Source organism: Pseudomonas sp. Xaverov 83, from assembly GCF_019352905.1.
Classification (GTDB): domain Bacteria; phylum Pseudomonadota; class Gammaproteobacteria; order Pseudomonadales; family Pseudomonadaceae; genus Aquipseudomonas; species Aquipseudomonas yamanorum.
This window is the reverse complement of record NZ_JAAAFU010000083.1, coordinates 165,308-182,814: the sequence shown is the minus strand read 5'-3', so window position 1 is coordinate 182,814 and position 17,507 is coordinate 165,308. Positions and strand designations below refer to the sequence as shown.

The following is a 17,507-nucleotide window of genomic DNA, read 5'->3' as shown; positions in this document are numbered from 1 at the left end:
CCAAAAGGCGGGCCGCTGTTTTAAACATAGGTGCGGACTGGATCAGTCCTGACGGCTGGTCACTTCCAGCAGGTGATAACCGAACTGGGTTTTCACTGGGCCTTGCACGGTGTTGACCGGGGCGCTGAAGACGACGGTATCGAATTCTTTGACCATTTGGCCCGGGCCGAACGAGCCCAGGTCGCCGCCTTGACGGCTGGACGGGCAGGACGAGTTGGCTTTGGCAACTTCGGCGAAATCAGCGCCGCCTTCGATCTGTGCTTTCAGTTCGTTGCACTTGTCTTCGGTGGCAACCAGGATGTGACGGGCGGTGGCTTTGGCCATGAGGGATAACTCCTTGGGTAAAAACGGTGAGCGTACCGGATTCAGGTGGTTATTTCCTGGCAAAGTTCCCCAAGAATGAACCGTAGCCTCACGAGCGCCGCGCCCGGGGGGATGGTGGGTCAGGTGTGGCGGGCCATTACGCCGCTGTGGGTCAGCCAATCGATAAACAGCGCAAACAGCTCCGCCTGGGAGTTGATTTCAAGCTTGGTATACAAATGCTTGCGGTGCATGCGCACGGTTTCCGGGGAAATGCCCAGCACCTGCGCGGTGGATTTCACCGAGTGCCCCCGCAGGATCAGGTGGGCGATCTCCCGTTCGCGCACGGTCAATACGCCGCTGCCAAAATGCATGAACGCCGCTTCAATCTGCTGATGCACCTGGGTCTGGGTGAAAGCCTCGTCGCTGATCACCTTGCACAGCCCGCCCGTGGTGCCGAAGCGCCGCAGCAGTTCACGCACGATGGGGTGGGCGGTTCGTTGCAGCGCCAGTTGTTCATCGCTGAACTGGCCGGCACTCAGCCCCTGGAACATGCACAGGGAAATCTTGCTGTTGGGGCACAGGTCAACGATGTAGTAGCTCTCCTGGGCGCCGCCGCTGCGCAGGTAGTAGGTCTTGTAGTACTCGCTGTTGAAGAAATCGTCCGGGGCGATTTGCGCCAGGTGGTAGAAACCTTCGGCCAGGCCCTTGTCTACCGCGAGACAGAACGGGTCCAGCAGGTAGCCCCGAGAAAAGTAACGGTTGATGATTTCTTCGTAGTGCGGCCGGGGGATGCCTTGCTGGTACAGCAAGTGCGGCGCCTGGCCCTGGCGCTCCAGGCTGATCATCATCGATTCGATGGGTGTCAGGGCACTGAGGGCGCAGGCCAGGTGTTCAAGGAATGAGGCTTCGTCAACGCTGGCGAAGGCGCGGGCCAACGCGCCGTTCCAGGCTTCAAGCACCTGGAAGGACGGGGCAGGGCAGTGATCGGCGTTCTGGCTCATGCCGGCCAGTCTACCCGCCGGCCAGGGCCCCGGCAAAAGCACCGGGGCGCCCAGGCTCATCGGCCTTGATACTCGCCGCTTTGGCGCAGCTCTTCGGCGGTGTCGAGGATGCACTGGCGCAGGATCTCCACCACTTCATCCACTTGTGCATGGGTGATGATCAGCGGCGGCGACATCACATTCAGGTGGCCGATGGGCCGTACCAGCAAGCCTCTGGCCTGGGCCCGCAGGTGGATCTTCTCGCCGATGTTCACCGCGTCCGGCAGCAGCGCCTTGGTGTGTTTGTCGGCGACAAATTCAATGCAGGCCATCAAGCGCTGGCAGCGTACGTCGCCCACCAACGGCAGGCTGGCCAGGGTTTGCAGGCGCTGTTCGAGGTACACGCCGACGTCTTCGACATGGGCCAGCAGGTTTTCCCGCTCGATGATCTCGATGTTCTTCAGCGCCGCCACGCAACTCACCGGATGGCCGCTGTAGGTGAAACCGTGGGTAAAGCAGCGGCCCTTGCCCGGCTCGCCGATCACTTGCCAGATGCGGTCCGAGAAAATACACGCGCCCAACGGCAGGTAGCCGGAAGTCAGGCCCTTGGCGGTGGTGATGATGTCCGGCTGCATGTCGAACACCTCCTGGGAGGCGAAGAATTTTCCCAGCCGGCCGAAGGACGTCACCACTTCATCCGCCACGTACAGCAGGTCGTAGCGTTGGCAGATTTCCCACATGCGCTGGTGATAACCCTTCGGCGGAATGATCACGCCGCCCGAGCCCATGATCGGTTCGGCAAAGAACGCGGCCACCTTGTCGGCGCCGATAGTCAGGATTTTGTCTTCGAACTCATCCACCAGGAAATCGAGGAACTGCGCCTCGCTCATGCCTTCTGGCGCCCGGTAGTAGTTTGGGCAGGAGATGTGGTGGAACAGGTCGCTCATGAAGTCGAATTCCGGCGCGCGGTCGGCGGCCTTGTTGCCGATGGACATCGTGAGGAATGTCGAGCCGTGGTACGCACTGAAGCGCGAGATGATGTGTTTCTTCGCATGCTTGCCGCGGCTGTTCTGATAGAACTGCACCAGACGATAGGCGGTATCGACAGCCGTGGAACCGCCGGTGGTCAGGAACACATGGTCGAGGTCGCCGGGGGCCAGGCTGGCGAGCTTGGCGCACAGTTCGATGGCGGTGACGTTGGCCATGTCGCAGAACGGGTTGGAGTAGGCCAACTGGCGCACCTGATTGGCGATGGCGTCGGCCATTTCCTCGCGGCCCAGGCCGATATTCGTGCACCACATGCCGCCGACGGCATCCAGGTAACGGTTGCCGGCGGTGTCGTAGATGTAGGCGCCGTCACCGGCCGCGATGTTCAGCGAGCCTTGCTCACGGTGCTCATCGAACATATGGAAGCCGTGCATGTAATGGGCCTTGTCGGCGGCGTCCAGTTGCTCGTGGTCGAACTGGGCGAAAAAAGCAGGATTTGGCAGGGTCATGGCATTTACCTTCAATGGCTGGGTTTCACTTGCCGGTCTTCACGGCGTTCCAGGTACGGGTGATCAGGCGCACGGCGGCTTGGGACTGGCTTTTCTGGGTGAACAAGCGCTGCATCGTCGCCGCGTCCGGGTAGATGGCCGGGTTGTCGCGTATGTCCGCATTTACAAAGGGCTTGGACGCCAGGTTGCTGTTGGCGTAGTGAATGGTGTTGCTGACGCCGGCGATGACTTCCGGTTGCAGGAGGAATTCGATGAACTTGTGGGCATTCGCCACATGGGGCGCGTCGGTCGGGATGTAGAAGTTATCGAACCAGATCAGCGAGCCTTCCTTGGGGATGAAGTAACCCAGGTTGACCTTGGCCCCGGCTTCCGCGGCCCGGGCCTGGGACGTGGCGTAGTCGCCGGACCAGGTCGTGGCCATGCACAACTCGCCGTTGGCCAGGCCGTTGATAAAGCCGCTGGAGTCGAATTTGCGGATGTACGGGCGTACGGCCATCAGTACATCCTGGGCGGCCTTGAGGTCTTTGGGCGCCACACTGTTGGGGTCCAGGCCGAGATAGGTCAGGGCCAGCGGGATCATGTCGGTAGGGGAGTCCATGAAGGTGATGCCGCAGTCAGCAAAGCGCGAAACGATCTTGGGGTCGAAGATCATCGCCAGGGAGCCGATAGGCGCATCCGGCATGCGTTCCTTGATCTTGTCGATGTTGTAGGTCACGCCGTTGCTACCCCAGGTGTAGGGCGCCGAATAGGTCACGCCCGGATCATGGGTTTCCAGGCTTTTCAGCACCTGAGGGTCAAGGTTGTTCCAGTCGGGCAACAGCGTTTTGTTGAGGGGCTGGAAGGCCTTGGCCTTGATCAGCAGCGGCACCAGGGACGCGTTGAGCACCACCAGGTCATAACCCGAGCGCCCGGAGAGCAGCTTGCCCTGCACGGTTTCGTAGGAGTCGTAGGTGTCGTAGATCACCTTGATGCCGCTGGCTTTCTCGAAGTCGGTGAGGGTGTGTTCCCCGATGTAATCGGCCCAGTTGTAGATGCGCAAGGTGTTGCCCGGGTCGTCAGCAGCCTGGCTGAGGGACGTGGATGCAAGCAAGACAGCGCTGAACAGGGCGATAACGGCTTTATGCATGGCGGACCCACCTTGAAATTGTGCTTGTTGTCAGGCCGAGGGGCTGATTGCACTTTCAGGCAGGTGGTGGGTGGGGCGCCATACCCCGTTCGGGTAGGAGGCGGTCAGGGCAGTACGATGTAGTCGTTTCGCGTGACGACCGGGCGGTGAACGCCCTGTTCCAGGTGGATATAGCGTCCGTCTACCAGGTCGATGGGCAGGCAGTCGTCGATATCCAGCACACCGTCGGTATGGGGTTGGGTCCAGTGGGTGAGTATCTGCCGTTTGCCTTGGGCCGCGGCTTCCCTGGCCGTGCGCGCAACCACCAGCAGGTAGTGGTGGGCTTCGCCAAAGATGTTCGATTCATAACCGCCCAGGTTGATGAAGTACAGGCGCGGCGCACCGGCGTTAGGTGCCAGGTGGCTGAGGTGGACTTTCCAGCCGTCGACGCCGTCCACCGTCATCCAGGAATCGATATGCACACCTTTCTGGCTGCCAAACCAGCCCTCGCGCAGTTGCGGGTAGGCGGCTTCCAGGGTGTCGGCCACGGCGAATACCACATCATGCACTTCGATTTTCGCCCGGGGGTGCTTGCCCCCAAGCATGACCACAAACAGCATTGCGCGCCCTTTCTATGGCTGGGATGGAAAGGGCCACCATCCTTCGATTGAACCCTTTTGTCCAGTCGGTGCCACACTGTTAATTCGCGAATTCATCAGGAGGTTGTCATGCGCACCATTGATCTGGCCGGCGTTCCCGTCCCTGTCATCGGCCAGGGGACCTGGCGCATGGGCGAACACCCCGGTCAACGCAGCGCCGAAGTGGCGGCGTTGCAACTGGGCATTGATGAGGGCATGACCCTGATCGATACCGCTGAAATGTATGGCGAAGGCGGCGCCGAAGAAGTCGTCGGCGAAGCGATTCGCGGTAAACGTGACCAGGTGTTCCTGGTCAGCAAGGTGTACCCGCACAATGCCAGCCGTAAAGGTGTTCCACAGGCATGTGAGGCCAGCCTCCAGCGCCTGGGCACCGACTACATCGACCTGTATCTGCTGCATTGGCGTGGGCAATACCCCCTTGAAGAAACGGTGGAAGCCTTCGAACGCTTGCGTGAGGCGGGCAAGATCGGTCGTTGGGGCGTGTCCAACTTTGATGTGGCCGACCTGCAGGAACTGGCGTCCCCGGCCTGCGCCACCAATCAGGTGCTCTACAACATTGAAGAGCGCGGTATCGAATTCGACCTGCTGCCGTGGTGGCAGCAACATAATTTGCCATTGATGGCCTACTGTCCCATCGCCCAGGGTGGCGAGCTGTTGGCCAGCCCGACCCTCAAGCAAATTGCCCGTCGACACGAGGTCACACCCGCCCAGGTTTCCCTGGCCTGGGTCTTGCGCCAGGACGGTGTGATCGCCATTCCCAAAGCTGTGACGCCCGCGCATATCCGGCTCAATGCCGCAGCGGCAAAGCTGGTGCTGGATGAGCACGACCTGGATGCGATTGACCGGGTTTTTGGTGCGCCGAAGCGCAAGCATCCGCTGGCGATGGTCTAGCAGCCGACAGAAACGGCGCCATCCATGGCTTTGCCGTTTTTGTTTCGGTGGGTGCTTAGCCAGCTACCGGGTTGCGCCAGTCATCATGGCCTGAGGTGCCGCATACCTTATGGGTCCAGAGGATTTTCCGGTAAGCGAAATACACATCCTCCAGATGTGTGAAGTGCGAATTGTTCGGGTCCTGGCAGTTGGGCATCCGTGACTGGATGTCCACCAGAATCGCGTCCTCCAGCTCGATGGTGAAGTAGTGCTCCTGGGTGCCGACTGAAGAGGTGCGGTACCACTCAAGGCGGCACTTGACCATTTCCCCGGAGGTCAATGCGTTGAACAGCAGTGGCGAAGACTTATCGAATACCTTGCTGATCATCAGGGGCTTGTGCACTCGCTGGCCGGTGGGCTGGCCGGATTGTGGATCACGGGGAATGATCACCTGATGCTGGAACCCCTGCACCAGAATCTGGTTTTCGTGGCCTTCCTGATAGATGTTGCCGACCGAGTCCTGGGTGAATGTGCCTGCCGTAATCAAGCCTTGCTTGGTGCCGGTGATGGAGAGATACGCGGGTGTTGGCATAACTGGTTTCCTTGCCTGATAAATGAGGTCGCCCCAGTCGGCTGATTTGCCGGCTGGGTAATGCTCGATATCAAGAAGCGTGCCGGAAAGTTCAAGAGCTAATGAAATCGGGGGGTTAAGGTTTTATTGGTTTGTTTTTTAAGAGGTGATGTCGGTTTGGAACTGAAGTTATTTGTATTTGTTTGCGCAGCGGTGTGCAGTTAGTTGCAGCGTACTGATAGGCGGCTTATCCGCAGGGTCTACATTAAACATAAGCGTGCGTGTTGTTCTGATTGTGCAAACTGTTGCGCACCGGCGAATTTTTTATTTTTGTAGGAAATTCCTTAACAGCCGTTTCGTGGCTTGAACAAAGCTTTTTGCATGGATAAGGTTCGTGCTCTTCCCGCCGGGAAGATGAACTTAAAACAGTATTCTAATGTGCGCTTAAATTGCCGTTAGTTAGCTGAACATGTCCAGGAAGTAAAGTGCAGCCAATAATGGTTTATTCAGACAGGCTTTCCGATTATTACCTGAAACTTGCGCAGGCACCCAACTCGACAGTGAGTTATGCGGGCGCGGATATGCGTTTTTCCACTGAATATGAGGCACTTGAAACCGAACTGGGCAAGACGCATTCCATACATGGTAACAGCCAACCTGACTGGCAATGGGTAGTGGAAAAAGGCGAGGCTTTGTTACGCCACCAGTCCAAGGACTTGCGGGTTGCTGTCTGGTTGACCTGGGCATTGCATCAGCGTGAGTCCTTTCCAGGATTGCTCGCAGGCCTCGGATTGCTGCGCTACCTCTGTGAGCATCATTGGGCGGTCGTGTACCCGGTCAAACTGCGTACCCGCAGTGCCGCATTTGGCTGGCTGGTTCCGCGCCTTGAGCAGGCGCTTGGGCAACATCTTCCGTTCAAGGATCAGCGCTCCCTGTTCCACTGCATGCTCGAACACCTGACCCGGCTGGATGAACTATTGACCCAGCATCTCGGCGACGAGGCGCCATCGTTACTGCCGATTCGCAGGCGGCTCTCGGACGGGTTGCAGCAGGCCACCGTGAGTGACTCCCCGCCAAACGGTATCGCAGGGGTAAGCGACCAGGTCAGGCCGGTGGCGACTCAACAGCTGGCCCCCGAGCCTGTGGTGGATAACGAAAAGGACGCCCATAAGCTGCTGCGTGCGCTGCAGGAGAATGCCCGGCCTTTGTCTGCCTGGTGGCAGCGCCAGAATGCCACTGACCTGCGCGCGCTGCGTCTGAACCGAACGTTGACCTGGCTGACGATCACCAGCCTCCCGGACTGTGACAACGAACAGGTCACGCCTTTGCGGGGCCCGGCGCCGGACAAGCTCAAGCGCTACCAGGAGCGCTTTGCCCAAGGGCAACACGCCGACCTGTTGTTGGAACTTGAGGCCAGCCTGGCCTGCGCACCTTTCTGGTTTGACGGCTTGTACAGGGTATGGGAGTGCCTGCAGACACTTCAGGCCGATTTGGCCATGACCGAGCTGGAAGTGCACTTCGCCTTGTTGCTCCAGCGTTTGCCTGGCCTCGTGCAGTTGCGCTTTCACGATGGAACGCCATTCGCTGACTCCGTTACCCGGGGCTGGATCAACACTCAGGTTGTCCGCCATTTGCAAAGTCCGGTGCCAGCCCGGTCGGCACTTGATGCCCAGGCTGCGCCTTGGGACAAAGCGTTGCACGACGTCGTGCCCGTGCTGCGCAAGGACGGATTCAAGGCGGCCGTTCAATCTCTCAAGCAAAGCATGCAAACCGCCACAGGTGAGCGTGCCCGATTTCATTGGCGGCTTGGCCTCGCCAGGTTGTCTGTGCTGGCGGGTAAGCATGACCTTGCCAAAGTCCAGCTTGACCACCTGGACCACGAACTGCAGCAGTCAGGCTTGCAGCGCTGGGAGCCTGAATTGGCGGTTGAGGTGCTGCAACTCCTGCATGGCTGTTGTGACGTGTTGCCGCAAAGCCACTCTGTGCGTGAGCGCAAGGAAGATGTCCATCGCAGGCTGTGCCACTTCGATCTTGAAGCGGTACTTGAATAGGCTTTCGAGCCACCCGAAAAAGGAGAAACACCATGGCGAAAGAAGGTTCGGTAGCCCCCAAGGAACGCATCAATATCACGTTCAAACCCGCCGTCGGTACTGCGCAGGAAGAGCTGGAGCTGCCGTTGAAACTGCTGGTGCTTGGCGACTTCACCCAGCGTGAAGACCCACGCCAATTCGAAGACCGCAAGCCCGTCGGGATCGACAAGAACACCTTTGACGAGGTGTTGGCCAAGCAAGCCTTGAGCTTGACCTTGAGCGTCCCCAATCGGCTCCAGGACTCTGCCGAGCTGGATGAGCTGGCGATCCAGATCAGGATCAATTCGATGAAGGACTTCAATCCGGCGCACCTGGTTGAGCAAATACCCGAGCTGAAAAAACTCATGGAGCTGCGTGATGCACTCGTGGCGCTCAAGGGTCCGCTGGGCAACACGCCGAGCTTTCGAAAGGCGATTGAAAACGCGCTTGCCGATGACGAGTCCCGCACCCGGGTATTGGCTGAATTGGGGCTGGGTAGCCCCGCCGCATGACTCCCTCAGTAAAAGGACACTGACACTATGACTACCAGCCAAAGCCCGTTGCATGCTCGCGCAATGGATGAATGCAGCATTCTCGACAACATCATTGCCCAGACCCGTCTCAGCGCCGACGACGAAGCCTATGGCATCGCAAAGCGCGGGGTGTCGGCATTTATCGAGGAGCTGATCAAACCGCAGAACAGGGACGAGCCGGTCAAGAAGCGCCTGGTTGACCGGATGATTGCCGAGATTGATGCAAGACTTAGCCAGCAAATGGATGAAATCCTCCACCATCCCGATTTCCAGTCATTGGAGTCATCATGGCGCGGCCTGCAGTTGTTGGTTGATCGCACCGATTTTCGTGAAAACATCAAGATCGAACTGCTGAGCGTCTCTCGACAGGACCTGCTGGATGACTTCGAGGACTCGCCGGAAGTTACCCAGTCCGGGCTCTACAAGCATATTTACAGTGCCGAATACGGTCAGTTCGGCGGTCAGCCCGTCGGGGCAATCATCGCCAATTATTTCCTTTCCCCCAGTGCACCCGACGTCAGGTTGATGCAGTACGTTTCCAATGTGGCCTGCATGGCCCATGCACCCTTCATCGCGGCGGCTGGCCCAGGTTTCTTTGGCCTTGAGAGCTTCACCGGCCTACCTGACCTCAAGGATCTGAAAGACCACTTCCAAGGGCCGCAGTTTGCCAAATGGCAGAGCTTTCGCCAGAGCGAAGATGCCCGTTACATCGGGCTCACAGTGCCGCGCTTTCTGCTGCGTACGCCTTACGATCCCATTGATTCCCCGGTCAAGACCTTCGCCTACCAGGAAAATGTCGCCAACAGCCACGAGCACTATCTGTGGGGCAACACGGCGTATGCCTTTGCCACCCGCTTGACGGACAGCTTCGCCCGGTTTCGCTGGTGCCCGAACATTATCGGCCCGCAAAGTGGTGGCGCGGTGGAGGACTTGCCGCTGCATCACTTTCACAGCATGGGCGAGATCGAAACCAAGATCCCCACCGAGGTGCTGGTATCCGACCGGCGGGAATACGAGCTGGCGCAAGAGGGCTTTATCGCCTTGACCATGCGCAAGGGCAGCGACAATGCGGCGTTCTTCTCCGCCAGCTCGGTGCAGAAACCCAAGTCCTTTGGCATCAGCGCCGAGGGCAAGGTCGCGGAGCTGAACTACCGGCTTGGCACCCAGCTGCCTTACATGATGATCGTCAATCGTCTGGCTCACTACCTCAAGGTGCTGCAGCGCGAACAGCTGGGATCGTCGAAGGAGCGCACCGACCTCGAACTGGAACTCAACAAGTGGATTCGCCAATACATTGCCGATCAGGATAACCCCAGCGCCGAAGTGCGTGGACGACGCCCGCTCCGGGCAGCACGCATTGTGGTCAGCGATGTCGACGGGGAGCCCGGCTGGTATCGCGTCAACCTGAGCGTTCGCCCGCACTTCAAGTACATGGGGGCGGACTTCACCCTGTCTCTCGTCGGCAAGCTCGATAAAGAATGAGTCGCAGCCACGTGATGACCCAAAACCGCAGCCTTTTCGAACGTCTGGATTCCGGCGTGGGACGTAGCCCACAAGGCTGCATCGTGGAGTCCGTGGCGAGCCATCTGGCGAACATGCTCAGCACCCGTGTGGGCAGCGTACAGACGCTACCGGACTACGGGTTGCCTGATCTGAATGACATGCGGCTCAGTCTGCATGACGCGTTGAGCCAGGCCCGTTTCCTGATTGAGCGCTCCATCCAGGCCTATGAACCACGTCTGAAGGATGTATGTGTCAGGGCGATACCTCAGGACCGTGACCCGTTGGCCCTGGCGTTTTCCATCGAGGGTGCGATGGAGGTCGGTGGCCTGACGCAAACGGTCGCCTTTTGCGCAAGCCTGGCTCCCGGCGCACAGGTTGAGGTCAAACCGGATGTCGTTTAACCGCTATTACCAGGGCGAGCTGAGTGCGTTGCGGCAGTTGGGGCGGCGCTTCTGTGAGCGAAACCCGGCACTCGCACCGTTTCTTGGGGCCGCCGGCAATGACCCGGATGTGGAGCGGTTGCTGGAGGGTTTTGCGTTCCTCACCGGGCGCTTGCGTCAGAAGCTCGATGATCAACTGCCGGAGTTGAGTCACTCGTTGATGCATTTGCTGTGGCCCAACTACATGCGACCGCTGCCGGCGTTCAGCATGCTGCAGTTTGACCCGATCAAGCGATCAGGGCCTGCCATCAGGGTCGAGCGGGATACACCGGTGGAAAGCATCGCGATCAACGGTGAACGTTGCCGTTTTCGTACCTGTTACCCGACACAGGTTTTACCGCTGCATTTGGCCGCCTTGGAGTACTCGGTACAGGGCGAGGATGCGTTGCTGTGCCTGCGTCTGGAAATGACGGCAGAGGGTAACTTCAGTGAGTTGGCACTGGGCTGCCTGCGTCTGCATCTCGCGGGAGAGCTGCCCGTCAGCCAGGCGCTCTACCTTGGCCTGTTGCGTCACTTGGACGGGTTTGAGTTACGGCCTTTGGACGGGAATGGGCAGCCGGTTATCGGCGCTGACGGCTTGGCTATCTCATTGCGTCTGTCCAGTAGCGAGATCAGTCCAGTGGGCTTTTCCGAGGAAGAGGCACTGATTCCTTATCCTTTGAATACCTTTCGCGGCTATCGCCATTTGCAGGAGTATTTCGCCTTTCCCGAAAAATACCTGTTTGTCGATGTAGGTGGTCTCGACGTGCTCAACGGGTTGCCCTTTGACCTGCTCAAACAGGTACATGGCCTGGCGCTGCGCTTCAACATGCGTGGCCGCGGCCTTGAGCGACTGACGCCGAGCCTGGACAACGTGAAGTTGTATTGCACGCCCATCGTCAATCTGTTCAAGCACGATAGCGTGCCAATACGCCTTGACGGCAGGCAGGACGAATACCTGCTGTTGCCGGGCGAATACACCCGGGGCAACTGCGGCATATTTTCCGTCGACAAAGTCACAGGATGGCGGCCGGGTGGCCTGGGTTATCAGGAATATGCACCGTTCGAGTCGTTTGAGCACGATTTTGGCAGCGGGTCGCCCAGCTATGGTGTTCGCCTGCGACCATCACTGCAACATACCGGAATGGACACCTGGCTGAGCTTCGACCAACGCCAGGGGCATGATCAGGAAACCCTGTCGGTCGAGCTGACCTGCACCAATCACGACCTGCCACGCCGGCTGCAAGTGGGAGATATCAACCAGGCCTGCGAGCAGACGCCCGAGTTTCTTTCGTTTCGCAACCTCACAGCGGCAACACCCAGTTTTGCGCCCCCTCTGGACAGCGACTTCCTGTGGCGACTGATCAGCAATATGTCGCTCAACTATTTGTCATTGACCGATATCAACGCCTTGAGAGTGATCCTCGAAACCTATGATCTGCCGCGTTATCACGACCGCCAGGTGGAGAAGGTTAGCCGGATAAGGCTCGGTGCACTCCAGTCGATCAGTCACCAGCCGGTGGACCGGTTGCACCGAGGCCTGCCATTTCGCGGCTTGCGGGTTGATCTCACCATCAATCCAGAAGGCTACCTGGGGGAGGGCGACGTGTTTGTCTTTGCCTCGGTGCTCAATGAGTTTTTCGCGCTTTACGCCAGCCTCAACTCGTACCACGAACTGCGAGTCATCAGCACACAAGGAGACGTGTACCTATGGCCACCCCGGATGGGCCAGCAGCCCCTGCTTTAACCGCACTGTCCCGTGAGATTCGCGAGTACTCGGTGTTTCAGGCGGTCGCGCAGATCATCGAGCGGTTGCGTGAAGCGCACCCCTCCCTTGACGAGGAGGCGCTGTACGACCAGTTGGAGTTCCAGGCCAATCCAGGCTTTGGGTTTCCCGGCAACGACATTGACCGGGTGGAGTTTTTTGTCGAGCACGGCCAGTTGCGGGCACGCCTTCGTCTCAATGTGCTGGGGCTGTTTGGTACAGGCTCACCGCTGCCGGCGTTCTATGGCGAGCAAGCTTTTGCCGAAGTATCAGGGGGTAATTCGACGCGTGATTTCCTGGATCTTTTTCACCATCGCCTGCACCGGTTGCTGGTGCCGATCTGGCGAAAATACCGTTATCAGGCGCGCTTTCAAACGGGTGCCTGCGATCCATTTTCAGAGCAGATGTTCGCATTGGTAGGCCTGGGCGGCAGCGCGATTCGCAGCACCGCTCAACTGAACTGGAAGCGCCTGCTGCCCTACCTGGGACTGCTCAGTCTGCGTGCGCACTCCGCCGCACTGATCGAGACCGTGTTGCGTTATTACTTCAAGCACAGCCGGCTGGTTATCGAGCAATGGGTCAAGCGCACGGTGGTGATTGACCAGGAGCAGCGTAATGACCTGGGTCGCAGCTATAGCACGCTGGGTTCTGACCTGGTGCTGGGGGACCGAATTCTCGACCGCAGCGGGATGTTCAGGGTCCATGTGCTGGCACTGGGCTGGGAGCGATTTCATGATTTTTTGCCCACCGGAGCAGGTTATGAGCCGTTGTGCGCACTGGTGCGTTTCGCCGTCCGGGACCCCTTGGAGTACGACGTGCGATTGGTGTTGGCAGAGGGAGAGGTTCGGCCGTTGCACATTGGTGAGCGCAATGTCTGCCGCTTGGGCTGGACCAGTTGGCTGGGGCATGAGCGAGCTGACGGCGTGGTCACCTTGGCCAGTAAAACTCATTAGGGATTGATGAATATGATGAACGTGGACCTGCAACAACTTATCCAGGTATTGACCGCGCCCACGCGGTGCGACTTGGAGCGCTGCGCCGAACGGTGTGTCACGCGCGGCGGCAGCGAGGTCTTGGTGGAGGACCTGCTGTTGACGCTCCTGGAATATCCCGACGGTGTACTGATGCGTGCGCTGCAGGATGCGGGTGTGGATGTCGGAGAATTGCATGCGGTGCTGCAACCCCGGACCGACCAGAGCGCCTCCCGTAATCCGGTGTTTTCACCCGCTTTGGTGCAATGGTTGCAACAAGCGTTACTGGTCGCCCATCTGGAGCTGGGGCGAAGCGAAGTGGAACACGGTGCCTTGTTGCTCGCCTTGTTGCGCAATCCGTTGCAGCACGCGGGCAGCCGTTATCAGGCGGTGTTGAGCAAGCTTGATGCACAGCGCGTGCTCGGTTTTCTCTTGAGCGAAAACCCTCGGACGCCTCCATCTGAAGGGGGGAGTTCATTACTGGAGCGCTTTACTCATGACCTGACTCGCCAGGCTCGTGACGGAAAACTCGACCCCGTACTCTGTCGCGATAACGAAATCCGGCAAATGATCGATACCCTTGCGCGGCGGCGCAAGAACAACCCCATTCTGGTGGGCGAGGCGGGAGTCGGAAAAACCGCGATAGTCGAGGGCCTGGCCCTGCGAATCGTGAGCGCGCAAGTGCCAGAGGTGCTCAGGGGCGTGCGTCTGCTGACCCTGGATATGGGCTTGCTGCAAGCCGGTGCCAGCATCAAGGGCGAGTTCGAGCGCCGCTTGAAAGGCTTGATCGACGAGGTCAACGCCTCGCTGCAACCGATCATCCTGTTTATCGACGAGGCCCACACCCTGGTTGGCGCAGGCGGCCAGGCCGGCAGTTCCGATGCTGCGAACCTGCTCAAGCCGGCGCTGGCACGCGGTGAACTGCGTACCATCGCCGCCACGACTTGGTCGGAGCACAAGAAATACTTCGAGAAAGACCCTGCGTTGGCGCGGCGTTTCCAGCCGGTACAGGTGCGCGAGCCGACAGTAGAGGAGGCGGTGACGATTTTACGTGGGTTGGCCCCGGTGTATGAGGCCAGTCACGGCGTCTACGTGCGGGATGATGCGGTGGTCGCCGCCGCACACCTGAGTGCTCGCTATCTGGCGGGCCGCCAGTTGCCTGACAAGGCCGTGGACGTATTGGACACCGCGTGTGCCCGGGTGCGCATCAGTCTGGTCACGGCTCCGGATGAACTGCAACGGTTGCGCGCCGAGCTGGCCGAGGGAATGCGTCAGCAGCTCGCTGTGCGCCGGGACGCCGACGCGGGGTTGGTCATCGATGAACTGGCATTGCATCAACTCACACAGAGACTGGAAGAAGTAGAGGTCGCACAGTCAGAGCTTGAGCAACGCTGGACCCACCAACGCGACCTGGCGGAGAAGGTGATCTCGCTACGTCAGCAACGGGTCGAAGCCCTTAACAGCGGCGAAAACATTGAAGTCCTTGAGCGGCCGCTTGCCGAAAACCATCAAGCGTTGCAGGCGATACAACACGAACAGCGCCTGGCCAGCTTTGAAGTGTGCCCACGGTTGGTGGCACAGGTGGTCAGTGCCTGGACTGGTATTCCATCGGAACAACTGGCCCGTGAACACAGCGCGAAGGTCTTGAACTTTGCCGAGGATTTGCGCCGCCGCATCCTCGGTCAGGAGTGCGCTGTGCAGGTTCTGGATCGCTGCCTGCGGGCCGTCGCGGCCGGCGTGAACAGGCCGAATGCTCCCGTAGGTGTATTCCTGTTGGTGGGCCCCAGCGGGGTTGGCAAGACAGAAACGGCCCACGCCCTGGCTGACTTGTTGTACGGCGGTGAGCGGTTTGTCACCACGATCAATATGTCTGAGTACCAGGAGAAACATTCCCTGTCCCGATTGATCGGAGCACCGCCCGGCTACGTCGGCTATGGAGAGGGCGGCGTACTGACGGATGCCGTGCGACAGAAGCCCTACTCGGTGGTGCTGCTCGACGAGGTAGAGAAGGCCGACCCGGATGTCTTGAACCTGTTTTACCAAGTGTTCGACAAAGGCGTAGCCAATGACGGCGAAGGGCGTGAAATCGATTTTCGCAACACTCTGATCCTGATGACTTCCAATCTGGGCGGCCAACGTATCACTGAGCTTTGCGCCGACGGACAGCGACCGGATGTCGAGGTGCTGCACGCCGCTATTCGGCCGGTGCTGACTGCTCATTTCAAACCGGCATTGCTGGCCCGTATGCGAGTGGTCCCGTACTACCCGATAGCGGGCGTGGTGCTGCACCAACTGATCGAGAACAAACTTCAGCGTCTGGGGACGCGCCTGCTTCAGCGCAAGCTGGCCTTCAGTCACGCAGAGGAACTGGTCGAACACATGGCCGAGCGCTGTAGCCACGGTGAGAGTGGTGCGCGGTTTATCGATCAATGGATCGAGGCAAATCTGCTGCCGCAGGTGGTGGATCAACTGCTGGATGCTATGGCCGTTGGCAAGTCTCTGCAGTGTGTCCATGTCAGCCTTGATTCCAACAGCACTCTCCTCTGTGAGTTCAGCTGATGGCGGACAATCTGTTTACCCAGTTGCCAAACCCGCTGGATTACGCCGATGCCTTGCTGGGGTGGTTTACCCGATTAGGTATCGATAGCGACGAATCAACATTGGCTGAGGACTTTGCAGCAGGCGCCGCACAGTTGAGCGGGTGTGAACTGAGCCAGTTGTACCTGCTCGATCAAGCCACCGGTCGCCTGGGTCTGGTTGCCCAGTACTTGCCGGGTGTGTTGCCGCCCGGTGACGTTGCAAACCCGGGAGCGGACTTCAAGAACGAGCAACTGTTGCAATACGTTCTGGAACAGAGCCGTGTACTCAGCCTCACTGAGCTGCGTAGCAGCCTGTATGACACAGGGTTTCTACCGGTGGTCGCATCACCCTGGCAATCACTGCTGTGCGTGCCACTGCTTGGGCAGCACCAGCAGGTATGCGGAATGTTGTTGTGTGCCAGTCAGCGCAGGACGGAACTGGCTGGTTACGGCACCTCGCTGGGCCAATTCGGCCGTTTTGCCTTGAGTCAGCTGGCCATGTTGTGTCGAATGCGCCGGGCTCCAAGCGCGTTGAAAGTGGCTCGCAACACCCCGGGTGCCACCGCCTATGGCTTGATAGGAAACAGCACCGCGATGGACGAGACGTGCCGTCTGATCGGTAAGGTCGTGCATAGCCCCTACACCGTATTGCTCCGGGGCGAGACCGGCACGGGTAAAGAAGTGGTCGCACGGGCCATTCATGCTGCCGGACCGCGCAGCAACAAGGCATTTGTGGTGCAAAACTGCGCTGCGTTTCCCGAAGGCTTGCTCGAAAGTGAATTGTTCGGTTACCGCAAAGGCGCGTTCACCGGGGCTGAAAGAGACTACGCCGGTTTGTTTGACACCGCCCACGGCGGCACGCTGCTGCTCGACGAAATCGGTGACATGCCGCTGTCACTGCAAGCCAAATTACTGCGGGTGCTACAGGAAGGCGAAATTCGCCCGTTGGGTGCCAATACGGCCCACAAGGTCGATGTACGGATCCTCGCGGCGACTCACCGGGACCTCACCCGCATGGTGGCCGAAGGCAGCTTCCGCGAAGATCTTTATTACCGGTTGGCGCAGTTTCCTATCGAGTTGCCGGCGCTACGCCAACGGGACGGTGATGTGTTGCAACTGGCACGGCATTTCGCCGACAAGGCCTGCGCAATGCTGGGTCGGGCGCCGGTGGGCTGGTCGAGTGCGGCGCTGGATCATCTGTCCAGCCATAGCTTCCCCGGCAATGTGCGCGAACTCAAATGCATGGTGGAGCGGGCGGTGCTGCTGTGCGACGACGAAGTCATCCTGCCCCCGCATTTGTCGTTGTCGTCAAGCCCGACTGTACCGGCTGTTGACGCGACACTGCGCCAGCGCATGGAGCGGGTCGAGCGGGTTGTGCTGATCGACTGCCTGCGCAAAAACCGTGGTAATCGAACGCGCACGGCCCGTGAGCTGGGGCTCGCGCGGCGCACGCTGCAATACCGTCTTGCACGTCTGGACATTCCCTTTGGCGACGTCAAGGGGGAGTGCTGAATGGCGCGCCCCTCAAATTCCGGGAGATATCTGATGCCTGTTAGTCAGTGGCAAGCCCTGGTGCTTGTGTTGTTTTTGCTGAGTGGCTGTAACACCAACCATGCCTTTGACGACGGCGACTATCGCCCGCTGGGTGATCCACGGTCCATCGGTCGTGGCCAGTGAGCGCGGG

The 17,507-nt window shown here is 59.3% G+C and carries 16 protein-coding genes; 10 read left to right on the top strand and 6 right to left on the bottom strand.

Annotated features, from left to right (window positions below; all coding sequences use genetic code 11):
• Window positions 1-42 precede the first annotated feature (42 nt).
• From K0H47_RS28140 to K0H47_RS28120, 5 genes are all read right to left on the bottom strand, one after another.
• Window positions 43-324, bottom strand: a complete 282-nt coding sequence (locus tag K0H47_RS28140; protein ID WP_003208024.1) for a peptidylprolyl isomerase — start codon at window positions 322-324, stop codon at window positions 43-45.
• Window positions 325-443: 119 nt separating this feature from the next.
• Window positions 444-1,304: a response regulator transcription factor gene (locus K0H47_RS28135; RefSeq protein ID WP_219273971.1), complete on the bottom strand. Its 861-nt coding sequence runs from the start codon at window positions 1,302-1,304 to the stop codon at window positions 444-446.
• Window positions 1,305-1,360: 56 nt separating this feature from the next.
• Window positions 1,361-2,779 carry an aminotransferase gene (locus K0H47_RS28130; protein WP_219273970.1) on the bottom strand — a complete coding sequence of 473 codons (1,419 nt, stop codon included), beginning with the start codon at window positions 2,777-2,779 and terminating at the stop codon, window positions 1,361-1,363.
• A 25-nt stretch (window positions 2,780-2,804) separates the two neighbouring features.
• Entirely contained in the window at window positions 2,805-3,905 is a 1,101-nt protein-coding gene (locus tag K0H47_RS28125; RefSeq protein ID WP_177070933.1) for a polyamine ABC transporter substrate-binding protein, read from the bottom strand.
• A gap of 104 nt (window positions 3,906-4,009) precedes the next feature.
• A complete protein-coding gene (locus tag K0H47_RS28120; RefSeq protein ID WP_219273969.1) occupies window positions 4,010-4,504 on the bottom strand; it encodes a DUF1543 domain-containing protein in 495 nt (164 codons plus the stop codon).
• A 108-nt stretch (window positions 4,505-4,612) separates the two neighbouring features.
• Here K0H47_RS28120 and K0H47_RS28115 point away from each other — a divergent pair, with 108 nt between their 5' ends.
• Window positions 4,613-5,434, top strand: coding sequence for an aldo/keto reductase (locus K0H47_RS28115; protein WP_219273968.1), 822 nt, complete (start codon window positions 4,613-4,615; stop codon window positions 5,432-5,434).
• Window positions 5,435-5,489: 55 nt separating this feature from the next.
• Here K0H47_RS28115 and K0H47_RS28110 read toward each other — a convergent pair whose 3' ends face one another.
• Window positions 5,490-6,005 carry an Hcp family type VI secretion system effector gene (locus tag K0H47_RS28110; protein WP_063029245.1) on the bottom strand — a complete coding sequence of 172 codons (516 nt, stop codon included), beginning with the start codon at window positions 6,003-6,005 and terminating at the stop codon, window positions 5,490-5,492.
• Between the two features lie 476 nt (window positions 6,006-6,481).
• Here K0H47_RS28110 and tssA point away from each other — a divergent pair, with 476 nt between their 5' ends.
• From tssA to K0H47_RS28065, 9 genes are read left to right on the top strand one after another with little or no spacing between them, the layout of a single operon-like run.
• Window positions 6,482-8,035, top strand: coding sequence for a type VI secretion system protein TssA (gene tssA / locus K0H47_RS28105; RefSeq protein ID WP_177070993.1), 1,554 nt, complete (start codon window positions 6,482-6,484; stop codon window positions 8,033-8,035).
• Window positions 8,036-8,067: 32 nt separating this feature from the next.
• The gene (gene tssB / locus K0H47_RS28100; RefSeq protein WP_063029248.1) at window positions 8,068-8,565 is read left to right on the top strand and encodes a type VI secretion system contractile sheath small subunit; all 498 of its coding nucleotides are present in this window, start codon (window positions 8,068-8,070) and stop codon (window positions 8,563-8,565) included.
• 27 nt (window positions 8,566-8,592) lie between these two features.
• Window positions 8,593-10,068, top strand: a complete 1,476-nt coding sequence (tssC, locus tag K0H47_RS28095; RefSeq protein ID WP_063029249.1) for a type VI secretion system contractile sheath large subunit — start codon at window positions 8,593-8,595, stop codon at window positions 10,066-10,068.
• Window positions 10,065-10,490, top strand: a complete 426-nt coding sequence (gene tssE / locus K0H47_RS28090) for a type VI secretion system baseplate subunit TssE (RefSeq protein ID WP_093208900.1) — start codon at window positions 10,065-10,067, stop codon at window positions 10,488-10,490. Before tssC ends, tssE begins: the two co-directional genes overlap by 4 nt.
• Window positions 10,480-12,255 carry a type VI secretion system baseplate subunit TssF gene (gene tssF, locus K0H47_RS28085; RefSeq protein WP_093208905.1) on the top strand — a complete coding sequence of 592 codons (1,776 nt, stop codon included), beginning with the start codon at window positions 10,480-10,482 and terminating at the stop codon, window positions 12,253-12,255. Before tssE ends, tssF begins: the two co-directional genes overlap by 11 nt.
• Window positions 12,219-13,226, top strand: a complete 1,008-nt coding sequence (gene tssG, locus K0H47_RS28080) for a type VI secretion system baseplate subunit TssG (protein WP_093208908.1) — start codon at window positions 12,219-12,221, stop codon at window positions 13,224-13,226. Before tssF ends, tssG begins: the two co-directional genes overlap by 37 nt.
• Window positions 13,227-13,238: 12 nt before the next feature.
• Window positions 13,239-15,803, top strand: coding sequence for a type VI secretion system ATPase TssH (gene tssH, locus K0H47_RS28075; RefSeq protein WP_219273967.1), 2,565 nt, complete (start codon window positions 13,239-13,241; stop codon window positions 15,801-15,803).
• Window positions 15,803-17,335 carry a sigma-54-dependent Fis family transcriptional regulator gene (locus K0H47_RS28070; RefSeq protein WP_219273966.1) on the top strand — a complete coding sequence of 511 codons (1,533 nt, stop codon included), beginning with the start codon at window positions 15,803-15,805 and terminating at the stop codon, window positions 17,333-17,335. The genes tssH and K0H47_RS28070 overlap by 1 nt, the downstream gene beginning before the upstream one ends.
• A 33-nt stretch (window positions 17,336-17,368) precedes the next feature.
• A complete protein-coding gene (locus K0H47_RS28065) occupies window positions 17,369-17,500 on the top strand; it encodes a type VI secretion protein TagU (protein WP_177070937.1) in 132 nt (43 codons plus the stop codon).
• The last annotated feature ends 7 nt before the right edge of the window (window positions 17,501-17,507 follow it).

Excerpts from the sequence above, each read along its gene's own strand:
- K0H47_RS28140 (WP_003208024.1), bottom strand. The coding sequence starts at position 324 with ATGGCCAAAGCCACCGCCCGTCACATCCTGGTTGCCACCGAAGACAAG.
- K0H47_RS28135 (WP_219273971.1), bottom strand. The coding sequence starts at position 1,304 with ATGAGCCAGAACGCCGATCACTGCCCTGCCCCGTCCTTCCAGGTGCTT.
- K0H47_RS28130 (WP_219273970.1), bottom strand. The coding sequence starts at position 2,779 with ATGACCCTGCCAAATCCTGCTTTTTTCGCCCAGTTCGACCACGAGCAA.
- K0H47_RS28125 (WP_177070933.1), bottom strand. The coding sequence starts at position 3,905 with ATGCATAAAGCCGTTATCGCCCTGTTCAGCGCTGTCTTGCTTGCATCC.
- K0H47_RS28120 (WP_219273969.1), bottom strand. The coding sequence starts at position 4,504 with ATGCTGTTTGTGGTCATGCTTGGGGGCAAGCACCCCCGGGCGAAAATC.
- K0H47_RS28115 (WP_219273968.1), top strand. The coding sequence starts at position 4,613 with ATGCGCACCATTGATCTGGCCGGCGTTCCCGTCCCTGTCATCGGCCAG.
- K0H47_RS28110 (WP_063029245.1), bottom strand. The coding sequence starts at position 6,005 with ATGCCAACACCCGCGTATCTCTCCATCACCGGCACCAAGCAAGGCTTG.
- tssA (WP_177070993.1), top strand. The coding sequence starts at position 6,482 with ATGGTTTATTCAGACAGGCTTTCCGATTATTACCTGAAACTTGCGCAG.
- tssB (WP_063029248.1), top strand. The coding sequence starts at position 8,068 with ATGGCGAAAGAAGGTTCGGTAGCCCCCAAGGAACGCATCAATATCACG.
- tssC (WP_063029249.1), top strand. The coding sequence starts at position 8,593 with ATGACTACCAGCCAAAGCCCGTTGCATGCTCGCGCAATGGATGAATGC.
- tssE (WP_093208900.1), top strand. The coding sequence starts at position 10,065 with ATGAGTCGCAGCCACGTGATGACCCAAAACCGCAGCCTTTTCGAACGT.
- tssF (WP_093208905.1), top strand. The coding sequence starts at position 10,480 with ATGTCGTTTAACCGCTATTACCAGGGCGAGCTGAGTGCGTTGCGGCAG.
- tssG (WP_093208908.1), top strand. The coding sequence starts at position 12,219 with ATGGCCACCCCGGATGGGCCAGCAGCCCCTGCTTTAACCGCACTGTCC.
- tssH (WP_219273967.1), top strand. The coding sequence starts at position 13,239 with ATGATGAACGTGGACCTGCAACAACTTATCCAGGTATTGACCGCGCCC.
- K0H47_RS28070 (WP_219273966.1), top strand. The coding sequence starts at position 15,803 with ATGGCGGACAATCTGTTTACCCAGTTGCCAAACCCGCTGGATTACGCC.
- K0H47_RS28065 (WP_177070937.1), top strand. The coding sequence starts at position 17,369 with ATGCCTGTTAGTCAGTGGCAAGCCCTGGTGCTTGTGTTGTTTTTGCTG.